Raw genomic sequence first — 15,608 nt, 5'->3', positions numbered from 1 at the left:
TTTTTATATAGGTTTGCATACAAGTGATTTGAATATATAAACATTTTAATTACTCCTACAAAATAATTTGACTGATGTGTTTGATTCATATTTTCTAGAATTTACCAAACTTCTTTTCTAAGCTGTTGTTTGGTGTTTTGTCTTTCTCGACGGTGCTGAGCTCTAGGTTTTTCTGTTTCATGGATCCCTCCTTTTTGTAGTAAAGGGGAGAGCGCAACAGGATTACGAACTTTGATTTTAGGCATTGCTTTAAGTTTCATCTATTTAACCTTTTATACATAGAACTTGTTTAAGGGTGTGCACGATTTCGATTAAATCTGATTGGTTTGCCATGACTTGATCGATATCTTTATATGCACTTGGTATTTCGTCAATTACACCACTGTCTTTACGACATTCAATACCTTGGGTCTGTTGAATCAAATCCTCTTGACCAAAAAGTAATTTGGCTTTACTACGGCTCATTTTTCGTCCTGCGCCATGTGAACATGAGCAGAATGAATCAGGATTCGCTTTGCCTTTCACAATATAAGAGCGAGCCCCCATAGAACCAGGAATGATGCCTAATTCATCTTGGCCCGCTCGAATTGCCCCCTTACGTGTGATTAAGAGATGCTCACCAAAATAAGTTTCTTGACTGACGTAATTATGGTGGCAATTAATCGCTTCTTTGGTCAATTGAAAAGATGGTAGCAGTGGGCGGATTGCCTCTAAAATCAGACGCATCATTTCACGTCGATTTTCAAATGCATATTCTTGTGCCCATTCCACGGCTTCAACATAGTCATTAAAACTATTTGAGCCTTCTGCAAAATAACTCAAGTCCTTATCTGGGACATGCCCAAATCGATGTTGAGCTTCTTTCTTTGCTAGCTCGATAAAATAAGTTCCAATCACATTACCTAAACCACGGCTACCCGAATGGAGCATGACCCAAACGTCCTGATTTTCATCTAAACAGAGTTCGATAAAGTGATTGCCACCGCCTAAGGTACCGAGTTGTTTTTGCCATGTCGCATCAAACTTTCTGAGCATCCGAACTAAGCCAGGGTGCTTTTTAATGATCGGCTGCAAGCGTTTTTCCAGTGGAATAATGCTTGAGGCTTTCGCCTTAATTTGTTTGTGTAATTCAAAGCCTACAGGGACTTTACGTTCAATTGCATGGCGTAAAGGTGCCAGATTATCTGGCAACTGTGATGCTTTGAGATTGAGTCGGATAGCATTCATGCCACAACCGATGTCGACACCGACAGCAGCAGGAATAATTGCATGTTTGGTTGGAATGACGCTGCCAACAGTTGCGCCTTTACCGACATGCACATCAGGCATCACGGCAATATGTGAATACACAAATTGCAGTTGTGCCATTTTCTTTAGTTGTTCAATGCTTTCGCTATCAATATCATTGGTGAATATTTTTACTGGAACACCATATTCAGCATCAGCATTAAGTATTTTTTGTATGCCCATTTTGTTTGCTCGGTTATTTTAATATTGTGTCCGAATAGGCATGAAAAAACCTAGCGAATGCTAGGTTAAGTAGAGCATTCGGACAAGTGATGATTGGATTTGTACACTTGTCCGTGAGTCGACAGTGCCAAATCTTAGAGTGTTGTTCCTTGTAGTGCTGGCATGATGTCGTACTCCTATATAATAGTATAGCTGAAAATATGAGCTACTAATTTTACTGATATTTAGTTAAGGGTCAAGTGAATTTTTGGCTTTTTATTCGCCTTCTTTCACGTTCATGTCTTTATATGCAATCAACTTAGTTTTGTGCTTCCATTTATAACCCAACCAGATCGCCAAAAATAATGGGATACTGATATAGGTTGAAACTAAGCCTAACCAATCAATTTTACCACCTAGCACAGCTTGATAGTTTTGTCCTAAAATAATGATTGAACACAGAATGAAGGCAAACCATGGTGCAAATGGGAAAAACTTGGCACGGTAAGCCAAATCTTCTAATTTATAACCTTGAGCAATATAACCTTTACGGAAACGATAATGTGAAATTGCAATTCCTAACCAAACGATAAAACCACACATTCCAGACATATTTAACAACCAGTTAAATACTTGTTTTTCGCCGATAAATGTGGTCAAGAAGCACAGAGCAGCAACGGCAGTGGTTGCATAAAGTGCATTCATGGGTACGCCACGACCATCAAGTTTTGAGAACCATTTTGGCGCTCGTCCTTCTTTTGCCATATCGAACAGCATACGTGTAGATGAGTACATCCCAGAGTTACCCGCAGATAAAATTGCACTCAGAATAACCGCATTCATCAAGCTTGCAGCAAAGGCAAAGCCTGCTTTTTCGTACAATAAGGTAAATGGTGAGAGTGCAATATCTTCACTTTGTGCAGCTTTTAATAGAAGTGGGTCATCATAGCTTACCAATGTACCAATGATAAAAATACATAAGATATAAAACAGTAAAATACGCCAGAAGATTTGTTTAATCGCCAAAGGAATCGTTTTCTTTGGATCTTTAGATTCACCTGCGGCAACACCAACCATTTCAGTTCCTTGGAAGGAGAATCCAGCGATCATTGCAACACCAATCAGGGCTTGTAAGCCGCCAACAAACGGTGCATCTTTATAATGCCACTGTTGAAAGGTTGATACATTCGGTGTCATCATAATTTTAAAAATCATCCAGATACCGATGACAATAAACACAATGATTGCAAGCACTTTAATCAAAGAAAATAAGAATTCACTTTCACCAAAGCCTTTTACCGTCAATGCATTAATCGCAAAAATAATGGTAAGGAAGATTGCACTCCAATAAAACCCAGGAATATCTGGGAACCAGAATTTCATGATGAACTGAACTGCGACCAATTCAAAAGCAACGGTAATTGCCCAGTTGTACCAATAGTTCCATCCTAAAGCAAAACCAAAACCTTCTTCTACATAGCGACTACCATAGGTGAAGAAAGCACCAGAACTTGGGTTATGAGTTGCAAGCTCACCTAAACTAGTCATCAAGAAATAAATCATGATTCCAATAAGTGCATAAGCGAGTAGCGCACCGCCAGGACCTGCGGTAGCAATCGTAGAACCTGAAGCAAGGAATAAGCCTGTACCAATCGATCCACCGATGGCAATCATATTGAGATGGCGTGCCCCAAGCTTACGCTGTAGGTGTTGAGGAGCAGAAATATCGCTCATAAGATTTCCTTAAACCGAATAAGGGTCAGTTGACACTTAAAATTACGTGTTAGGTTGAGATGTCAACCAACCTTGCCTGCACAGACATATAACACTTTGAATCCCTGTTGATCTGCCTTCACAAGACATTGACCAAAGCTCTGCTCAATCAGAGGTGGATAATTTAGAAAACGATTAGCCACGATCCATAGTTCACCTGAACTTTTCAGATGCTTTTTCGCCAATTGGCAGAGTTCTTCACTTGCATCGTAATTGGTATGAATGCCTTGATGAAAAGGTGGATTACTCACGATGGCATCTAGATCTTTAGGTGCATCAACAAAACCTGTGACAGGCTGTAGATATAGCTGTGCTAAGTTCAGATCATTTTTTTGAAAAGTGAACTCAGTAGACCGTAATGCAAATGCATCAACATCAAGTGCAAAAATGTGCTGGTTTGCATTTATTTTGGCTAAATAAGCACTAATAATTCCAGCACCGCAACCAAAGTCGGCAATCTTACCTGATTTTACTTGGCTCAGGTAAGGGAGTAATACAGCTGTTCCAATATCTAAATGGTCTTGACTAAATACACCCGGTAAAGCACAGATTTCGAGCTGTTCTTGATTGACTTGCACAATATAGTTTTTTAACCAATGGTCAAGTGGTTTGTGTATTTCAGTCTTTTCAATTTTCATGTGCCAAAATTGACAGTGGCGTGCGCTATCAAGTTTGAAGGCTTTACCATACTGCAACAGCTGTTTTGCAGCACGTTCAACACCGCCTTTTTTTTCACCTACTAAAAATACGCTTTGACCTAGTGTTAACTGGCTAACTACGACATGAAGGATATAATTCAATAACTCTTTAGATTTTGGAACGAAAATAACAACCTGATCAAAACTTGCTTGTGGAAACTCAACTGAAAAATGTGAATTTATACCACTGCTTTGAAAACCTTGATGATCAGCATAATTCCAAGTCCAGACAGACGCTTGCACTTGGCTAGGTAAATTTTTTGCGAGTTGATCGTTGGGCGCATTAATCAGTAAAACTTGCCCATTTAAATAATCTTGTTGTCGTATAACGACTTCACTACGTGGATCCATTTTGATCTCTCATCAAAAACAAAGCCCAGTGGTGAAACTGGGCAATTACGATGGTTAAAAGACTATTTTTGAGTTTCAGGTAAAACAATATTTAAAATCAAGGCTGCAATACCACCTGTTGCAACACCTGAGCTGAAAATATTTTTAAATAATTCAGGAAGGTGTTCTAGGATTTGTGGTACTTGTGCTACCCCTAAGCCTAGTGCTAATGAGATCGCAATAATTAACAATGCACGACGATCTAAATGGATCGTTGATAAAATATTAATACCAGATGCTGCCACAGCGCCGAACATCACCATCACCGCACCGCCAAGTACCGCTTGTGGAACCGCTTGAATCACAGCAGCCACAGCAGGGAATAAACCTAATAAGATCAATAATACTGCAATCCAAAGACCTACATAACGGCTCGCAACACCAGTCAACTGGATCACACCATTGTTTTGTGCAAATACAGAACTTGGGAAAGTATTGAAAATACCTGCTATGAAAGAGTTGGCACCATTCACAAGTACGCCACCTTTGATACGTTGCATCCAAACGGGACCATCTACAGGTTGATTGGAAATTTTGCTGGTTGCTGTGACATCACCAATAGCCTCTAGAGAAGTTACTAGATAAATAAAAGCCATTGGAATAAACAAGCTCCAAGAAAAGCTCAATCCAAAATGCATTGGTGTTGGGATTTGAATAATCGGGGCTTCTTGTAATACGGAAAAGTTTAAATGTCCCATAAATCCAGCAAGTACATAACCGATGACTAAAGCGATCAAAATTGCTGAACTTTTTACCCAAATAATTTGAACACGATTCAATAAAATAATGACCGCCAGTACTGTACAGGACATGATCAGATTGTCTGTATTGGCAAAAGTATGATCTTGCATGGCCATATAACCACCTCCCATGCTAATCAGACCTTCTTTAATCAGTGTCAAACCAATCAACAGAACGACGATTCCTGTAACGAGAGGAGTAATCAGCTTTTTTACCCAAGGTAAAATTTGAGATACGCCCATTTCGATAAATGAACCTGCAATTACCACACCGAAAATAGCAGCCATAACTTGTTCGACAGGTGTGCCAGCGGCTACCATTGCGCTACCTATACCAATGATAGGACCAATAAAGTTAAAACTTGTCCCTTGAACAATCAATAGTCCTGCACCGAAAGGACCGACTTTTTTACACTGTAAAAAGGTTGCAATTCCTGAGATGATCAGAGACATCGACAGGATCATATTGGTGTCTTCACGAGATACACCAAGTGCTAAGCAAATTAATAATCCTGGAGTGACAATCGGGACTAAAATTGCTAAAAGATGTTGTAAAGCCGCTAAAAATGCGATGAACGGTTTTGGACGATCATTGAGTCCGTAGACGAGATCAAGTGGCTGTTCGGGTTGAGAATTTGACATGGGAGTATAAGAAAAGCGATAAGCAATAGTGGAATATTCTAATAGAGTTAGGCTACTTTACCAACGATTCTGAAACAGTTCGTCCGAAAAAAAAGTTTCATGTCAACAAACTGTCACTACTAAAGTTTAGGATTTTTCTATATAATCTGCCCTCAAATTTTAAGCGTATCGAATTCTATGTCTGATATTAAGAATCTCCGCAATATCGCAATTATTGCGCACGTCGACCACGGTAAAACCACGCTTGTCGATAAATTACTTCAACAATCTGGTGCTTTAGGTGACCGTGCAGGCGAGATTGAGCGTGTCATGGACTCGAATGCGCTTGAAAGTGAACGTGGTATTACTATTCTTGCAAAAAATACGTCAATTACGTGGTTAGATCAACGTACTGACACAACTTACCGTATCAATATCGTAGACACCCCAGGACATGCGGACTTCGGCGGTGAAGTTGAACGTGTAATGTCGATGGTTGACTGTGTATTGCTTCTTGTTGACTCTCAAGAAGGTCCAATGCCACAAACTCGCTTTGTAACGCAAAAAGCGTTCGCGCGTGGTTTGAAGCCAATCGTAATTATCAACAAAGTTGATAAGCCAAGTGCACGTTGCGACTGGGTAATCGATCAAGTATTTGACTTGTTTGATAACTTGGGTGCAACTGATGAACAGTTAGATTTCCCAATCGTTTATGCTTCTGGTTTACGTGGTGTAGCTGGTCCTTCTCCTGAAGAATTAGCGGAAGATATGACACCATTGTTCCAAACTATCGTTGATATCGTTGAACCACCAGCAGTTGATGTTGATGGTCCATTCCAAATGCAGATTTCTTCACTTGACTATAACAGCTTCGTTGGTGTTATCGGTGTTGGTCGTATTCAGCGTGGTGGTGTAAAAACGAATACTCCTGTGACTGTGATTGATAAAGAAGGCAATACACGTAACGGTCGTATCTTAAAAATCATGGGTTACCACGGTTTAGAGCGTATTGATGTTGAAGAAGCATCAGCAGGTGATATTGTTTGTATCACTGGTATTGATGCACTCAATATTTCTGACACAATTTGTGATCAAAAAAATGTAGAAGCTTTGCCACCATTGTCCGTAGATGAACCTACGGTTTCGATGACATTCCAAGTCAACAACTCACCGTTTGCTGGTAAAGAAGGTAAATTTGTAACTTCACGTAATATTCGTGAACGTCTTGATCGTGAATTGATTCACAACGTCGCATTACGCGTTGAAGATACTGACAGTCCAGACCGTTTTAAAGTTTCTGGTCGTGGTGAACTTCACCTTTCAGTATTGATTGAAAATATGCGTCGTGAAGGCTTTGAAATGGGCGTATCACGTCCACAAGTGATCATGAAAGAAGTTGATGGCGAAAGACAAGAGCCATACGAAAACGTAACGTTTGATGTTGAAGAACAACATCAAGGTTCAGTAATGGAACAAATGGGTCACCGTAAAGGCGAAATGACCAATATGGAAGTTGACGGAAAAGGTCGTATCCGTATTGAAGCAACTGTACCTTCACGTGGTTTAATTGGATTCCGTTCTGAGTTCTTAACCATGACTTCTGGTACAGGGATCATGACATCAAGCTTCTCGCACTACGGTCCTGTTAAGCAAGGTACTGTTGCGAAGCGTCAAAACGGTGTATTGATTTCTATGGTTCAAGGTACTTGCTTGGGCTATGCATTATTCAGCTTACAAGACCGTGGTCGTTTATTCGCTAAACCTCAGTTAGAAGTTTATGAAGGTATGATCGTGGGTATTAACTCGCGTTCGGACGATATGGTTGTTAACCCAACTAAAGCAAAACAATTAACCAACGTTCGTGCGTCTGGTACGGATGATGCTTTAACTTTAACGCCTGCAATTGAATATACGCTTGAACAAGCACTTGAATTCATTGAAGATGATGAGTTAGTTGAAGTAACACCAAAATCGATCCGTATTCGTAAACGTTACTTAACTGAAAACGAACGTAAGCGTAACCGTGATAAATAATTTTTCTTCACTGAAAAATGACAAAACCGCTAAATTTATTTAGCGGTTTTTTATTGCATAAATTTCAGGGTAGGGACATCCTTAAACATATATTTTTATTAAAATAAAAAAGTGTTGTTAAAGTGTGAAATAGCTTTCTTTTTTTGATGAAAATATTAAATTATGAGCATTATGTGGATAGCCGCAACTGTGTAATAAACAATGCAAAATGGGTTGCGATTAAGTTCAACTCTGGAGAGTTATAAATGAGTATTATTCAAGAATTTAAAGAATTTGCCATCAAAGGCAATATGATGGATCTTGCCATTGGTGTCATCATTGGTGGTGCATTTGGTAAAATTATTGATTCATTGGTGAAAGATATCATCATGCCACTTATTTCAGTTATTACTGGTGGGGGTGTTGATTTTACACAGAAGTTTATTGTGCTCGGAGACAATCCAAATAATTTACAGTCTTTAGATCAATTAACGAAAGCAGGTGTCAATGTTTTAACCTATGGTAATTTCTTAACCATCTTTATTAATTTCATTATTTTGGCATGGGTTGTGTTTCTTATGGTGAAAGTAATGAATCGTATGCGTAAACAAAAAGAAGCAGCGCCAGCAGCACCAGCGCCTACACCTGAAGATATTCAATTATTACGTGAAATTAGAGACTCTTTGAAAAAATAAGTACTTATTATTTTCATAAAAAACGGCATTTAAAAATGCCGTTTTTTATTGGAAATAGATAATTCCATATTTGGAACGCAAGCTTTTACATGGAAAATTGCAAGATTTGACTTTAAAATATTTGCATATTTGAATGGAACAGCAATCATGAACCAACTATTTGTCTATGGCACACTTTGCCCAAACCGAGAAAATGCGCATATTTTGGGTGGAATCGGTGGAGATTGGCAAAAAGCATCGGTACACGGCACAATTCATATTTTAGATTGGGGACCAGACAAAGGTTTACCTGCCTTAGTTTTGGCTGAACAAGATCCATTAATCATGGGATATTTATTCAGCACGGAAAAATTAGAACAAAACTGGCAAATGTTAGATGAGTTTGAAGGATTCCAATATGAGCGAGTTGTTGCTGAGGTTATCTTGGAATCTGGTGAAAAAATACATGCATGGACTTATGTGATGAAACCGCAAGAATTAAAATAACTGAGAAGAGGAGAGAGCTTAAAATAATTAAGCTCAAACCATTATCTTAAGCCATCCATGCGAAATTTCACTTCAATTAAGTGAAAACCAAATTGGCTTTTGATTGGACCATGTAAAATACGCTCGGCTGCAGTAAAAACTAATTTATCAATAACAGGGACCAATTGCCCCTTTTTCACTTCACCGAGTTCGCCTCCACGTTTAGCTGAGTTGCAAGTAGAGTATTGTTTGGCGATTTTGTTAAAATCAGCACCAGACTGAATTCGTTTTTTTAGCTGTTCGGCTAAGTCTTTATCTTTGACGAGAATGTGTCGAACAATTGCAGTTTGCATAAGGTTGTTCTCCTTGATTGCATCTTAAATGGTCTATACTTTGCTTAGTTTCAAAGGTTGGCATTGTGGACAAAATACACTAGCACGTTGACCTAACTTTAAGTTTTCTAATGTAGTTTCACAATTAACACACATTTCACCTGCGCGACCATAAGCTAAAAGTGTCTGCTGAAAGTAACCATTTTCACCCATGGCATTACTATAGTCACGCAAAGTTGATCCACCTAAATCAATTGCTTGTTTTAAGATGCGTTTTACTTCGATGACTAACTTTTCCACTTGTGCTTTGCTCAGCGTCGAAGCAGGTTGCGCAGGATGAACCCCAATGTTGAATAAACTTTCAGTTGCATAAATATTGCCCACACCAACCACTATATGGTTATCCATTAAAGCAATTTTAATGCCGACATTTTTTTTAGCTAATTTTTCATGCAAATATGTTGGATTAAAATTTTCAGTTAATGGTTCTGGCCCTAGCGTATCAATCAATTTACTTTGATTGGTTTCATCTAACCATAGAATACACCCAAAGCGCCGTGGGTCATGGTAGCGGAGTTGCTGATCTTCAAATTCGATCACAAGATGGTCATGCTTTTTTAATTCATCACTGGATTGACATAGGCGAAAGCTTCCTGACATACCTAAGTGCCAAAGCATTTGATCTTGTTCAAATTCAGCCAAAATATATTTGGAACGACGTTTGAGTTGAGTTAAACGTTGACCAATTAATTTTTCAATATCATCAGGGATAGGCCAGCGCAAACTAGGATTGTGTACTCTTACAGCTTGTACACGTTGCTCTAAAAGCGGCAGTAAACTGGTTTTTGTGGTTTCAACTTCAGGAAGTTCTGGCATAGTGAGCTCAAGTTGTTTCAACAACAATACAATGAGGGTAAATGTTTAACTTACAATTATGACGATATTTAATTTGATTGGCTAATCATCATTAAAATTGATTTTTGGTTTTTTAGCTAAGGTTAAAGATCTAATCTAATTATAAAATAATGAAATACTTACTTTAAAAAGCTTGCCCTTAAATTCTGTGAAACAAGGAATTTTCATACCTTTAGTAAAAATTTTTTTTATATGGTTGTGTTGCAATAAGCATGGGTTTGAATGGTTCTTTTGCTTAGGCTGCTGAATCAGAAGTCGATCGGCCCATACAACTTCCGACAATAAAGGTCGGAGCAATTCGTACTGACACAGCTTATATTGAAACACCAGCATCAATCTTTAGGGTAGATATGCCTAAAAACGATCAGAGCTTAGAAGTTGATTTAACTGAGCTTGTGAAGGGGATACCGAGTGTTCAACTGCGCAATCGAGAGAATTATGCCCAAGATTTGCAACTTTCTATGCGTGGTTTTGGTGCACATCCCACATTTGAAGTTCGTGGAATTCTTTTATATAGCGATGCTATTCCTGCCACAATGCCAGATTGACAAAGGCAAACCTCAAATATTGATTTAAGGAATTTAAGTCATCTTGAAGTATTAACAGGTCCATTTTCTTCGTTATATGGAAATTCTTCAGGAGGTACGATTTTAGTAAAAACAAAGGAAGGACAGGGTAAAGATTCGATAGAAATGAGTTGTGCGGGCGGTAGTCATCACAAAAATCATGCTGGTTTAGTTTTCAATACGGTTTAAAAAATCAAAATGAACCAAGTTATATGATTAACTCATCCTATTTTGATACAGATGGTTATCGCAATTATAGCAGTACAGAAAGTATCAAACCAATTCTGAAAAAAATACATGTTTACTTTTTAATGACAACTTAAACAATTGCATCGGCTTATACTGGATATACATTTCACTATACGGATTGGAGTTTAAATGGATTTAACCCTATAGATAATTTATTTAATAAACAATATATCGGTTCAGTGATTGTGAACGAAGGAAATAATCGTTTCTTTGAACCTGCAGATGGGCGCAATTGGAGTGCAGGGATTAAGTTAAGCAAACAATTTTAAATAAAAAGCAGCACTCTTTAGAGGGGGAGTGCTGCTGAATTGATTTTAGTTCTTTGTTTTTAGTGAAGCTGCTTTTTTTGCAGCAATTGCTTCTTCAACTTTAGCCAATGATTCCTTCGCATTTGGATAGTTAGCTGCTGCTAAGCGAGTAAAAATATTTTTTGCCTGCTCTAAATCTTGGTCAACAATACCTCCATTTGCTAACATATTACCGAGAACCATTAAAGATGGTGCATAACCTTTTTTAGCTAAATCTTTAAGGCTATCAATCGCCTGTGCTTGCATAATAGGATTTTTATTTTTAACACCAACACTCAAATCGTAGATTGTTTTGAGATGTTTTGCTGGATAATAATCTTTCCGTAGCAATGGTAATAGTTTCTGAACAGCAATCTGATCGTATTCAGGTTTACCTTGCTCAAATAAAATTTTTGCAGTTTCAACAATGGCTTCATCAGAGCCTTGTTTAGAAGCTTTATCTAAATATTCTTTGTATTTTTGATTATTCTTAGTGATGCCCAAATCACCTTTATGATAAGCCTGTGCTAATGTATAACTGGCTTGAGCAAAGCCTTTATTTGAAGCATCTTGATAATGCTGTGCGGCTTTCTTTTCATCCTTTACTGTGCCTTGACCAACTTGAGTCATATAACCTAGGTTATAAATTGCTTGGGCATTCCCTGTATCTGCGAGACGCTGCATTTCTTGAAACGCAGCAGGGTAGTTTTTTGCTTCGTATAGTTTAGTTGCTTGAGCAAATGCATCTGGTTTTGCAGTTACTTTACTATCAGCCGCAAATGTTGAATGACTTGTAGCAAGAATTAAGCTGGCAATCAGCAACTTTTTCATTTTATTTATTCCTTTCACAGATATCTGCTTTAATCCATTACATGGCAGTTTTGAATGCCTTCATCATAAAAGTTTGCTGTGAAATGTAAATATGGATTTTGTATAAATCTTGCTTAATTAATTTATTTTAATTTTTATATTATTTAATATAAATCAGAGTCTTATGTTGTAAGTGGTGGCTTGCCAGTCAACTGAAAAGCCACACCTAATTAGATACTATTTTTTAGTTTGTGCTTCTAATAGAAGTTGTTCAATTTGTTGAGCATTTTGTGGTAAGCCCGCGACTCTAGTGCCATTTTCAAGGAAGATTGTAGGTGTCCCACTAATTTCTAGATTTTGTCCTAAAGCAATATTTTTCTGTACAGGTGTTTCACATGTACCTGAATTTTGGGCTAACTTACGATGTAGCATGTAATCTTCCCAAGCCTCATATTGGCTTTTTGCACACCAAATTTTATTTGCTGCAGTTTCAGCTTGTGGATGCAATTTCTTAAGTGGGAATAAAAAAATGTAGACCGTTACATTGTCGATAGAGGTCATATATTGTTCAAGTTTTTGACAATATGGGCAATCGGGATCGGTAAAGACATATAAAGTACGTTCGCCTTTACCTTTGATGTGCTTAATGGCTTGTTTGAGAGGAAGTTGTTTTACATCAATTTTACTCAGTTCAGAAATACGATCTTCTGTTAGGTTTTTCTGATTTTTTACATCGAGTAAATTGCCAAAAAAAAGATATTTAGCACTTTCATCTGTATAGATAATCTTACCAGACACATAGACTTCATAAATTCCACTTAGTGGAGATGGGGTGACTGAAGTAACGGGAATATCTGGATAATTTTGTTTAAAGTTTTGTTCTAAGGTTCTGCTATCAGCATGTACTATTTGTAAGCTTAATAGACTCAGTGATAAGGCTGATAGCCAAGTTTTGATGGTTATTTTCATTTGAGAGAGATATTGTTGAGAATAGGTGAACAATAACCTTCATTTCGATTCTCGACAAGAATGATCATTAAACTTTATTTCAAATAAGGCTGCATTGCCAATTGCATTAATTCAATTAGTTCGGGATCCATCTCTATATCGACCAGAAGCATCTATCCATATAGAGCCTCTGATGTTTGAAAGAGTATAAAGATCTGGAATAGGTGTTTTATCTATAAATTCTGGTTTTAATTCATTAGGAAGGCTTTGGATTCTTTGATTAATTTTTTCTGTGTTAGCAAAACTAGATTGCATATTAAATAAAGCGGTAGCCATCGTAATCATAAAAAGTAATGTAGACTTGAGTACAGCTAATTCCGATAAATTGAATAAAATAAAAAAGTATTTGTTTTAAATAAGAGTATATGCTTAATTTTAATTAGAGGATCTTATTTATAATTAAAAAGCCCTAGTAAAAGGGCTTTTGTTTAAAATGATTATTGTGGTCGTGCTACATCACCATTTAATACTTCTGGTAAATCCAAAACCTTTACACCAAGTTCTTCTAAAGCAACTGGTTTTGCAATTACAAGTGCGATATAGCCATCTTCACATGCAGCACTATTCACAACCTCAACATCTTTACTTAGCTGGCTAGCAGGAGAAGGCACAGTATCTTTGCCTTGGATTAAATGTAACCAATGTTTTGGTTTTGCTTTAAACCATAGACGTGCCACAATTTCCTGACCTAAATAACAACCTTTGTCAAAATGTACACCATCACGTTGATGCAAACGTAGTTCTTGTGGTTGAAACAAATGTTCTGTACTTTGACTAATCCATGCTTGACCTGACTGAATCGCTTGAATTTGCCAAGCATCGATGTCTGTCTCCACTGAAGAAAACTCAGTTTGGATGCCATTTAATGAAGGAAAAACAGATCCTATTTCTTCTAATTTCATTTTTGAAAAAGCACCAAACTTTTTAATATGTTTGGAAAACTCTTCGGCTTGATCTTGGGTGGTTACAAGTTCAAAACTTTCTGGATTTAATCTTTTAATCCATAGCCCAAAATGAATACGTCCTTTTAAGTCACAAATAGCGGTATAGCGATTTTCATTTTCAGGGAGACGTTCTACATGAACAGTCACTTGACCCTGTAGAAATTTTTGCGCATCTACACCATTCAAGCTAAAAGCAGTAAAAGCAAGCTGACTCATAGATTAATCCCAAAGCTGCGTTCTTATCACTAAATATGGAGTGCTATTTTGCGCCATTTTTTACAAAAAAGCAGCTTTAGATTCTAGATATTCGGGTTCAATTGAGCGATTGAAGGAATAGTATTTCATGACTAAATCGGTATGATAGAGGCACGAATTAAAAATAACTTAGTCTGAGAATAATAATGAGTGGAACAGTACAACTACATCGTGTATTTAATGCACCACCAGTTCGTGTTTTTAAAGCCTTTCTCGATCCAGATGCCTTAGTAAAATGGATGCCACCTCATGGTTTTACTGCCAAAATCCATCACTTAGACCCACAAGAGGGTGGAACATACAAAATGTCATTTACTAACTTTTCAACTGGACAAATTCATTCATTTGGAGGAACGTATATTGAACTTATCCCGAATGAATTATTACGCTATACCGATAAGTTTGATGATCCTAATTTACTAGGTGAAATTCAGGTCACAATAAAATTAAAATCAGTGGCAGTAGGAACCGAAGTGCATATTACTCAAGAGGGAATACCTGATGTTATTCCTGTTGAAGCGTGTTATTTAGGTTGGCAGGAATCTCTGTATTTATTGGGATTGCTGATTCAAGCTGAAATTCCAAATGAATAACAACTCCTTAGCTTAATTCAAACTAGCTAAATTTTTAATATTTAATCATATTGGGGAATATTATGTCTGAACAAATTCTTGAACACAGAGAACAATTGGCTCGTGTTGCCATGCGCGAAGCTTTAGAAAATCAACAAGCAGAAGATAGTGTGGAGTTATTTATTCAACATCATCTTGAAGAAGTTGAACCTGAATATTGGGAAAAATATTTTGACACATCAAAACCTAATTTATTACAAATTTTAGAGTTACTGGTATTAGATTCACGTTGGGATGAGGGGGATCTGGAAAGTTATGAAATTTTAGATTTCACCTTACCAGATGAGATCACAAATTACGTTATCTGCGTTAGTTTTGATTCAAAAGGGCAAGTTGTTAATATTTCAATGGAAAGCTGAAAAATTTGTGAGATCTGGGGGTAGGCTGATGTGAGAATTGAGATTAAACGTATTTATGATCCTGTTGAGCCGACTGATGGACAGCGTGTACTCGTAGATCGTTTTGGCCAAGGGGAATATCGAAAGAGCAGGCACATTTAGATTTATGGCTTAAAGATATTGCCCCCTCAACTGAATTGAGAAAAGCGTTTTGTCATAAGGTTGAACATTGGCTGAGCTTTCAGGAAGGATATTATGAAGAGCTTAAAGAAAACCCTTATGTAAATCAGCTTAAAGACATGGCACAGCAACAGCAAGTAACACTCATTTACGCAGCTAAAGATCTTAAGCTTAATCATGCTAGTACTTAAAAATTATTTAATTGGACAAGCGATTCAAGCTTAAATTTTGAAAAAATGCGTCTATCG

At 37.4% G+C, this 15,608-nt stretch carries 15 protein-coding genes and 3 pseudogenes; 7 read left to right on the top strand and 11 right to left on the bottom strand.

Annotated elements, in window-relative coordinates; all coding sequences use genetic code 11:
• Positions 1-101 precede the first annotated feature (101 nt).
• From NO346_RS07465 to NO346_RS07445, 5 genes are all read right to left on the bottom strand, one after another.
• Positions 102-260 carry a hypothetical protein gene (locus tag NO346_RS07465; protein WP_005162067.1) on the bottom strand — a complete coding sequence of 53 codons (159 nt, stop codon included), beginning with the start codon at positions 258-260 and terminating at the stop codon, positions 102-104.
• 4 nt (positions 261-264) lie between these two features.
• A complete protein-coding gene (locus NO346_RS07460; protein WP_256414765.1) occupies positions 265-1,470 on the bottom strand; it encodes an RtcB family protein in 1,206 nt (401 codons plus the stop codon).
• Between the two features lie 255 nt (positions 1,471-1,725).
• Positions 1,726-3,183: an amino acid permease gene (locus NO346_RS07455; RefSeq protein WP_256414764.1), complete on the bottom strand. Its 1,458-nt coding sequence runs from the start codon at positions 3,181-3,183 to the stop codon at positions 1,726-1,728.
• A gap of 62 nt (positions 3,184-3,245) precedes the next feature.
• Positions 3,246-4,271, bottom strand: coding sequence for a methyltransferase (locus NO346_RS07450; protein ID WP_256414763.1), 1,026 nt, complete (start codon positions 4,269-4,271; stop codon positions 3,246-3,248).
• A 62-nt stretch (positions 4,272-4,333) separates the two neighbouring features.
• The gene (locus NO346_RS07445; RefSeq protein ID WP_256414761.1) at positions 4,334-5,692 is read right to left on the bottom strand and encodes a uracil-xanthine permease family protein; all 1,359 of its coding nucleotides are present in this window, start codon (positions 5,690-5,692) and stop codon (positions 4,334-4,336) included.
• 177 nt (positions 5,693-5,869) lie between these two features.
• Between NO346_RS07445 and typA the strand changes: the two genes are divergently transcribed.
• The 3 genes from typA (at position 5,870) to NO346_RS07430 (ending at position 8,865) form a co-directional block, all read left to right on the top strand.
• On the top strand, positions 5,870-7,705 hold the full coding sequence (gene typA / locus NO346_RS07440; protein ID WP_004664688.1) for a translational GTPase TypA: 1,836 nt from the start codon (positions 5,870-5,872) through the stop codon (positions 7,703-7,705).
• 245 nt (positions 7,706-7,950) lie between these two features.
• A complete protein-coding gene (gene mscL / locus NO346_RS07435) occupies positions 7,951-8,379 on the top strand; it encodes a large conductance mechanosensitive channel protein MscL (protein ID WP_005162040.1) in 429 nt (142 codons plus the stop codon).
• 147 nt (positions 8,380-8,526) lie between these two features.
• Positions 8,527-8,865: a gamma-glutamylcyclotransferase family protein gene (locus NO346_RS07430; RefSeq protein WP_087535716.1), complete on the top strand. Its 339-nt coding sequence runs from the start codon at positions 8,527-8,529 to the stop codon at positions 8,863-8,865.
• A 41-nt stretch (positions 8,866-8,906) separates the two neighbouring features.
• Here NO346_RS07430 and NO346_RS07425 read toward each other — a convergent pair whose 3' ends face one another.
• Both NO346_RS07425 and mutM read right to left on the bottom strand, forming a co-directional pair.
• Positions 8,907-9,197, bottom strand: a complete 291-nt coding sequence (locus NO346_RS07425; RefSeq protein WP_256414760.1) for a peptidylprolyl isomerase — start codon at positions 9,195-9,197, stop codon at positions 8,907-8,909.
• Positions 9,198-9,230: 33 nt separating this feature from the next.
• On the bottom strand, positions 9,231-10,052 hold the full coding sequence (mutM, locus tag NO346_RS07420; protein WP_256414759.1) for a bifunctional DNA-formamidopyrimidine glycosylase/DNA-(apurinic or apyrimidinic site) lyase: 822 nt from the start codon (positions 10,050-10,052) through the stop codon (positions 9,231-9,233).
• A gap of 205 nt (positions 10,053-10,257) precedes the next feature.
• Between mutM and NO346_RS07415 the strand changes: the two are divergent.
• Positions 10,258-10,932, top strand: a pseudogene (locus tag NO346_RS07415) (TonB-dependent receptor plug domain-containing protein); the annotation flags it as partial.
• A gap of 288 nt (positions 10,933-11,220) precedes the next feature.
• On the opposite strand, the gene NO346_RS07410 reads toward NO346_RS07415, so the two are convergent.
• The 4 genes and pseudogenes from NO346_RS07410 to NO346_RS07395 all read right to left on the bottom strand — a co-directional run bounded on the left by NO346_RS07410 (position 11,221) and on the right by NO346_RS07395 (position 14,171).
• Positions 11,221-12,024 (bottom strand): tetratricopeptide repeat protein, encoded by an 804-nt coding sequence (locus NO346_RS07410; protein ID WP_256414758.1) that lies wholly within the window; start codon positions 12,022-12,024, stop codon positions 11,221-11,223.
• A gap of 216 nt (positions 12,025-12,240) precedes the next feature.
• The gene (locus tag NO346_RS07405) at positions 12,241-12,972 is read right to left on the bottom strand and encodes a DsbC family protein (RefSeq protein ID WP_256414757.1); all 732 of its coding nucleotides are present in this window, start codon (positions 12,970-12,972) and stop codon (positions 12,241-12,243) included.
• 135 nt (positions 12,973-13,107) lie between these two features.
• A pseudogene (locus tag NO346_RS07400) lies at positions 13,108-13,296 on the bottom strand (DsbC family protein); the annotation flags it as partial.
• Positions 13,297-13,448: 152 nt separating this feature from the next.
• Positions 13,449-14,171: a folate-binding protein YgfZ gene (locus NO346_RS07395; protein ID WP_087535720.1), complete on the bottom strand. Its 723-nt coding sequence runs from the start codon at positions 14,169-14,171 to the stop codon at positions 13,449-13,451.
• Positions 14,172-14,350: 179 nt separating this feature from the next.
• Here NO346_RS07395 and NO346_RS07390 point away from each other — a divergent pair, with 179 nt between their 5' ends.
• The 3 genes and pseudogenes from NO346_RS07390 (at position 14,351) to NO346_RS07380 (ending at position 15,585) form a co-directional block, all read left to right on the top strand.
• Entirely contained in the window at positions 14,351-14,803 is a 453-nt protein-coding gene (locus NO346_RS07390; protein ID WP_371924533.1) for an SRPBCC family protein, read from the top strand.
• 62 nt (positions 14,804-14,865) lie between these two features.
• Entirely contained in the window at positions 14,866-15,201 is a 336-nt protein-coding gene (locus tag NO346_RS07385) for a DUF2004 domain-containing protein (protein ID WP_087535721.1), read from the top strand.
• 30 nt (positions 15,202-15,231) lie between these two features.
• Positions 15,232-15,585, top strand: a pseudogene (locus tag NO346_RS07380) (DUF488 domain-containing protein).
• The last annotated feature ends 23 nt before the right edge of the window (positions 15,586-15,608 follow it).

Origin of the sequence: Acinetobacter sp. 5862 (genome assembly GCF_024494585.1) — a bacterium.
GTDB lineage: Bacteria > Pseudomonadota > Gammaproteobacteria > Pseudomonadales > Moraxellaceae > Acinetobacter.
The sequence above is the reverse complement of the archived record's forward strand: the minus strand, read 5'-3'. Positions and strand labels throughout refer to the sequence as shown.

What these genes read in the sequence shown, in the direction of transcription:
- NO346_RS07465 (WP_005162067.1), bottom strand. Translation starts at nt 260, where the DNA reads ATGAAACTTAAAGCAATGCCTAAAATCAAAGTTCGTAATCCTGTTGCG.
- NO346_RS07425 (WP_256414760.1), bottom strand. Translation starts at nt 9,197, where the DNA reads ATGCAAACTGCAATTGTTCGACACATTCTCGTCAAAGATAAAGACTTA.
- NO346_RS07405 (WP_256414757.1), bottom strand. Translation starts at nt 12,972, where the DNA reads ATGAAAATAACCATCAAAACTTGGCTATCAGCCTTATCACTGAGTCTA.
- NO346_RS07395 (WP_087535720.1), bottom strand. Translation starts at nt 14,171, where the DNA reads ATGAGTCAGCTTGCTTTTACTGCTTTTAGCTTGAATGGTGTAGATGCG.
- NO346_RS07410 (WP_256414758.1), bottom strand. Translation starts at nt 12,024, where the DNA reads ATGAAAAAGTTGCTGATTGCCAGCTTAATTCTTGCTACAAGTCATTCA.
- NO346_RS07445 (WP_256414761.1), bottom strand. Translation starts at nt 5,692, where the DNA reads ATGTCAAATTCTCAACCCGAACAGCCACTTGATCTCGTCTACGGACTC.
- typA (WP_004664688.1), top strand. Translation starts at nt 5,870, where the DNA reads ATGTCTGATATTAAGAATCTCCGCAATATCGCAATTATTGCGCACGTC.
- mutM (WP_256414759.1), bottom strand. Translation starts at nt 10,052, where the DNA reads ATGCCAGAACTTCCTGAAGTTGAAACCACAAAAACCAGTTTACTGCCG.
- NO346_RS07460 (WP_256414765.1), bottom strand. Translation starts at nt 1,470, where the DNA reads ATGGGCATACAAAAAATACTTAATGCTGATGCTGAATATGGTGTTCCA.
- NO346_RS07450 (WP_256414763.1), bottom strand. Translation starts at nt 4,271, where the DNA reads ATGGATCCACGTAGTGAAGTCGTTATACGACAACAAGATTATTTAAAT.
- NO346_RS07430 (WP_087535716.1), top strand. Translation starts at nt 8,527, where the DNA reads ATGAACCAACTATTTGTCTATGGCACACTTTGCCCAAACCGAGAAAAT.
- mscL (WP_005162040.1), top strand. Translation starts at nt 7,951, where the DNA reads ATGAGTATTATTCAAGAATTTAAAGAATTTGCCATCAAAGGCAATATG.
- NO346_RS07455 (WP_256414764.1), bottom strand. Translation starts at nt 3,183, where the DNA reads ATGAGCGATATTTCTGCTCCTCAACACCTACAGCGTAAGCTTGGGGCA.
- NO346_RS07385 (WP_087535721.1), top strand. Translation starts at nt 14,866, where the DNA reads ATGTCTGAACAAATTCTTGAACACAGAGAACAATTGGCTCGTGTTGCC.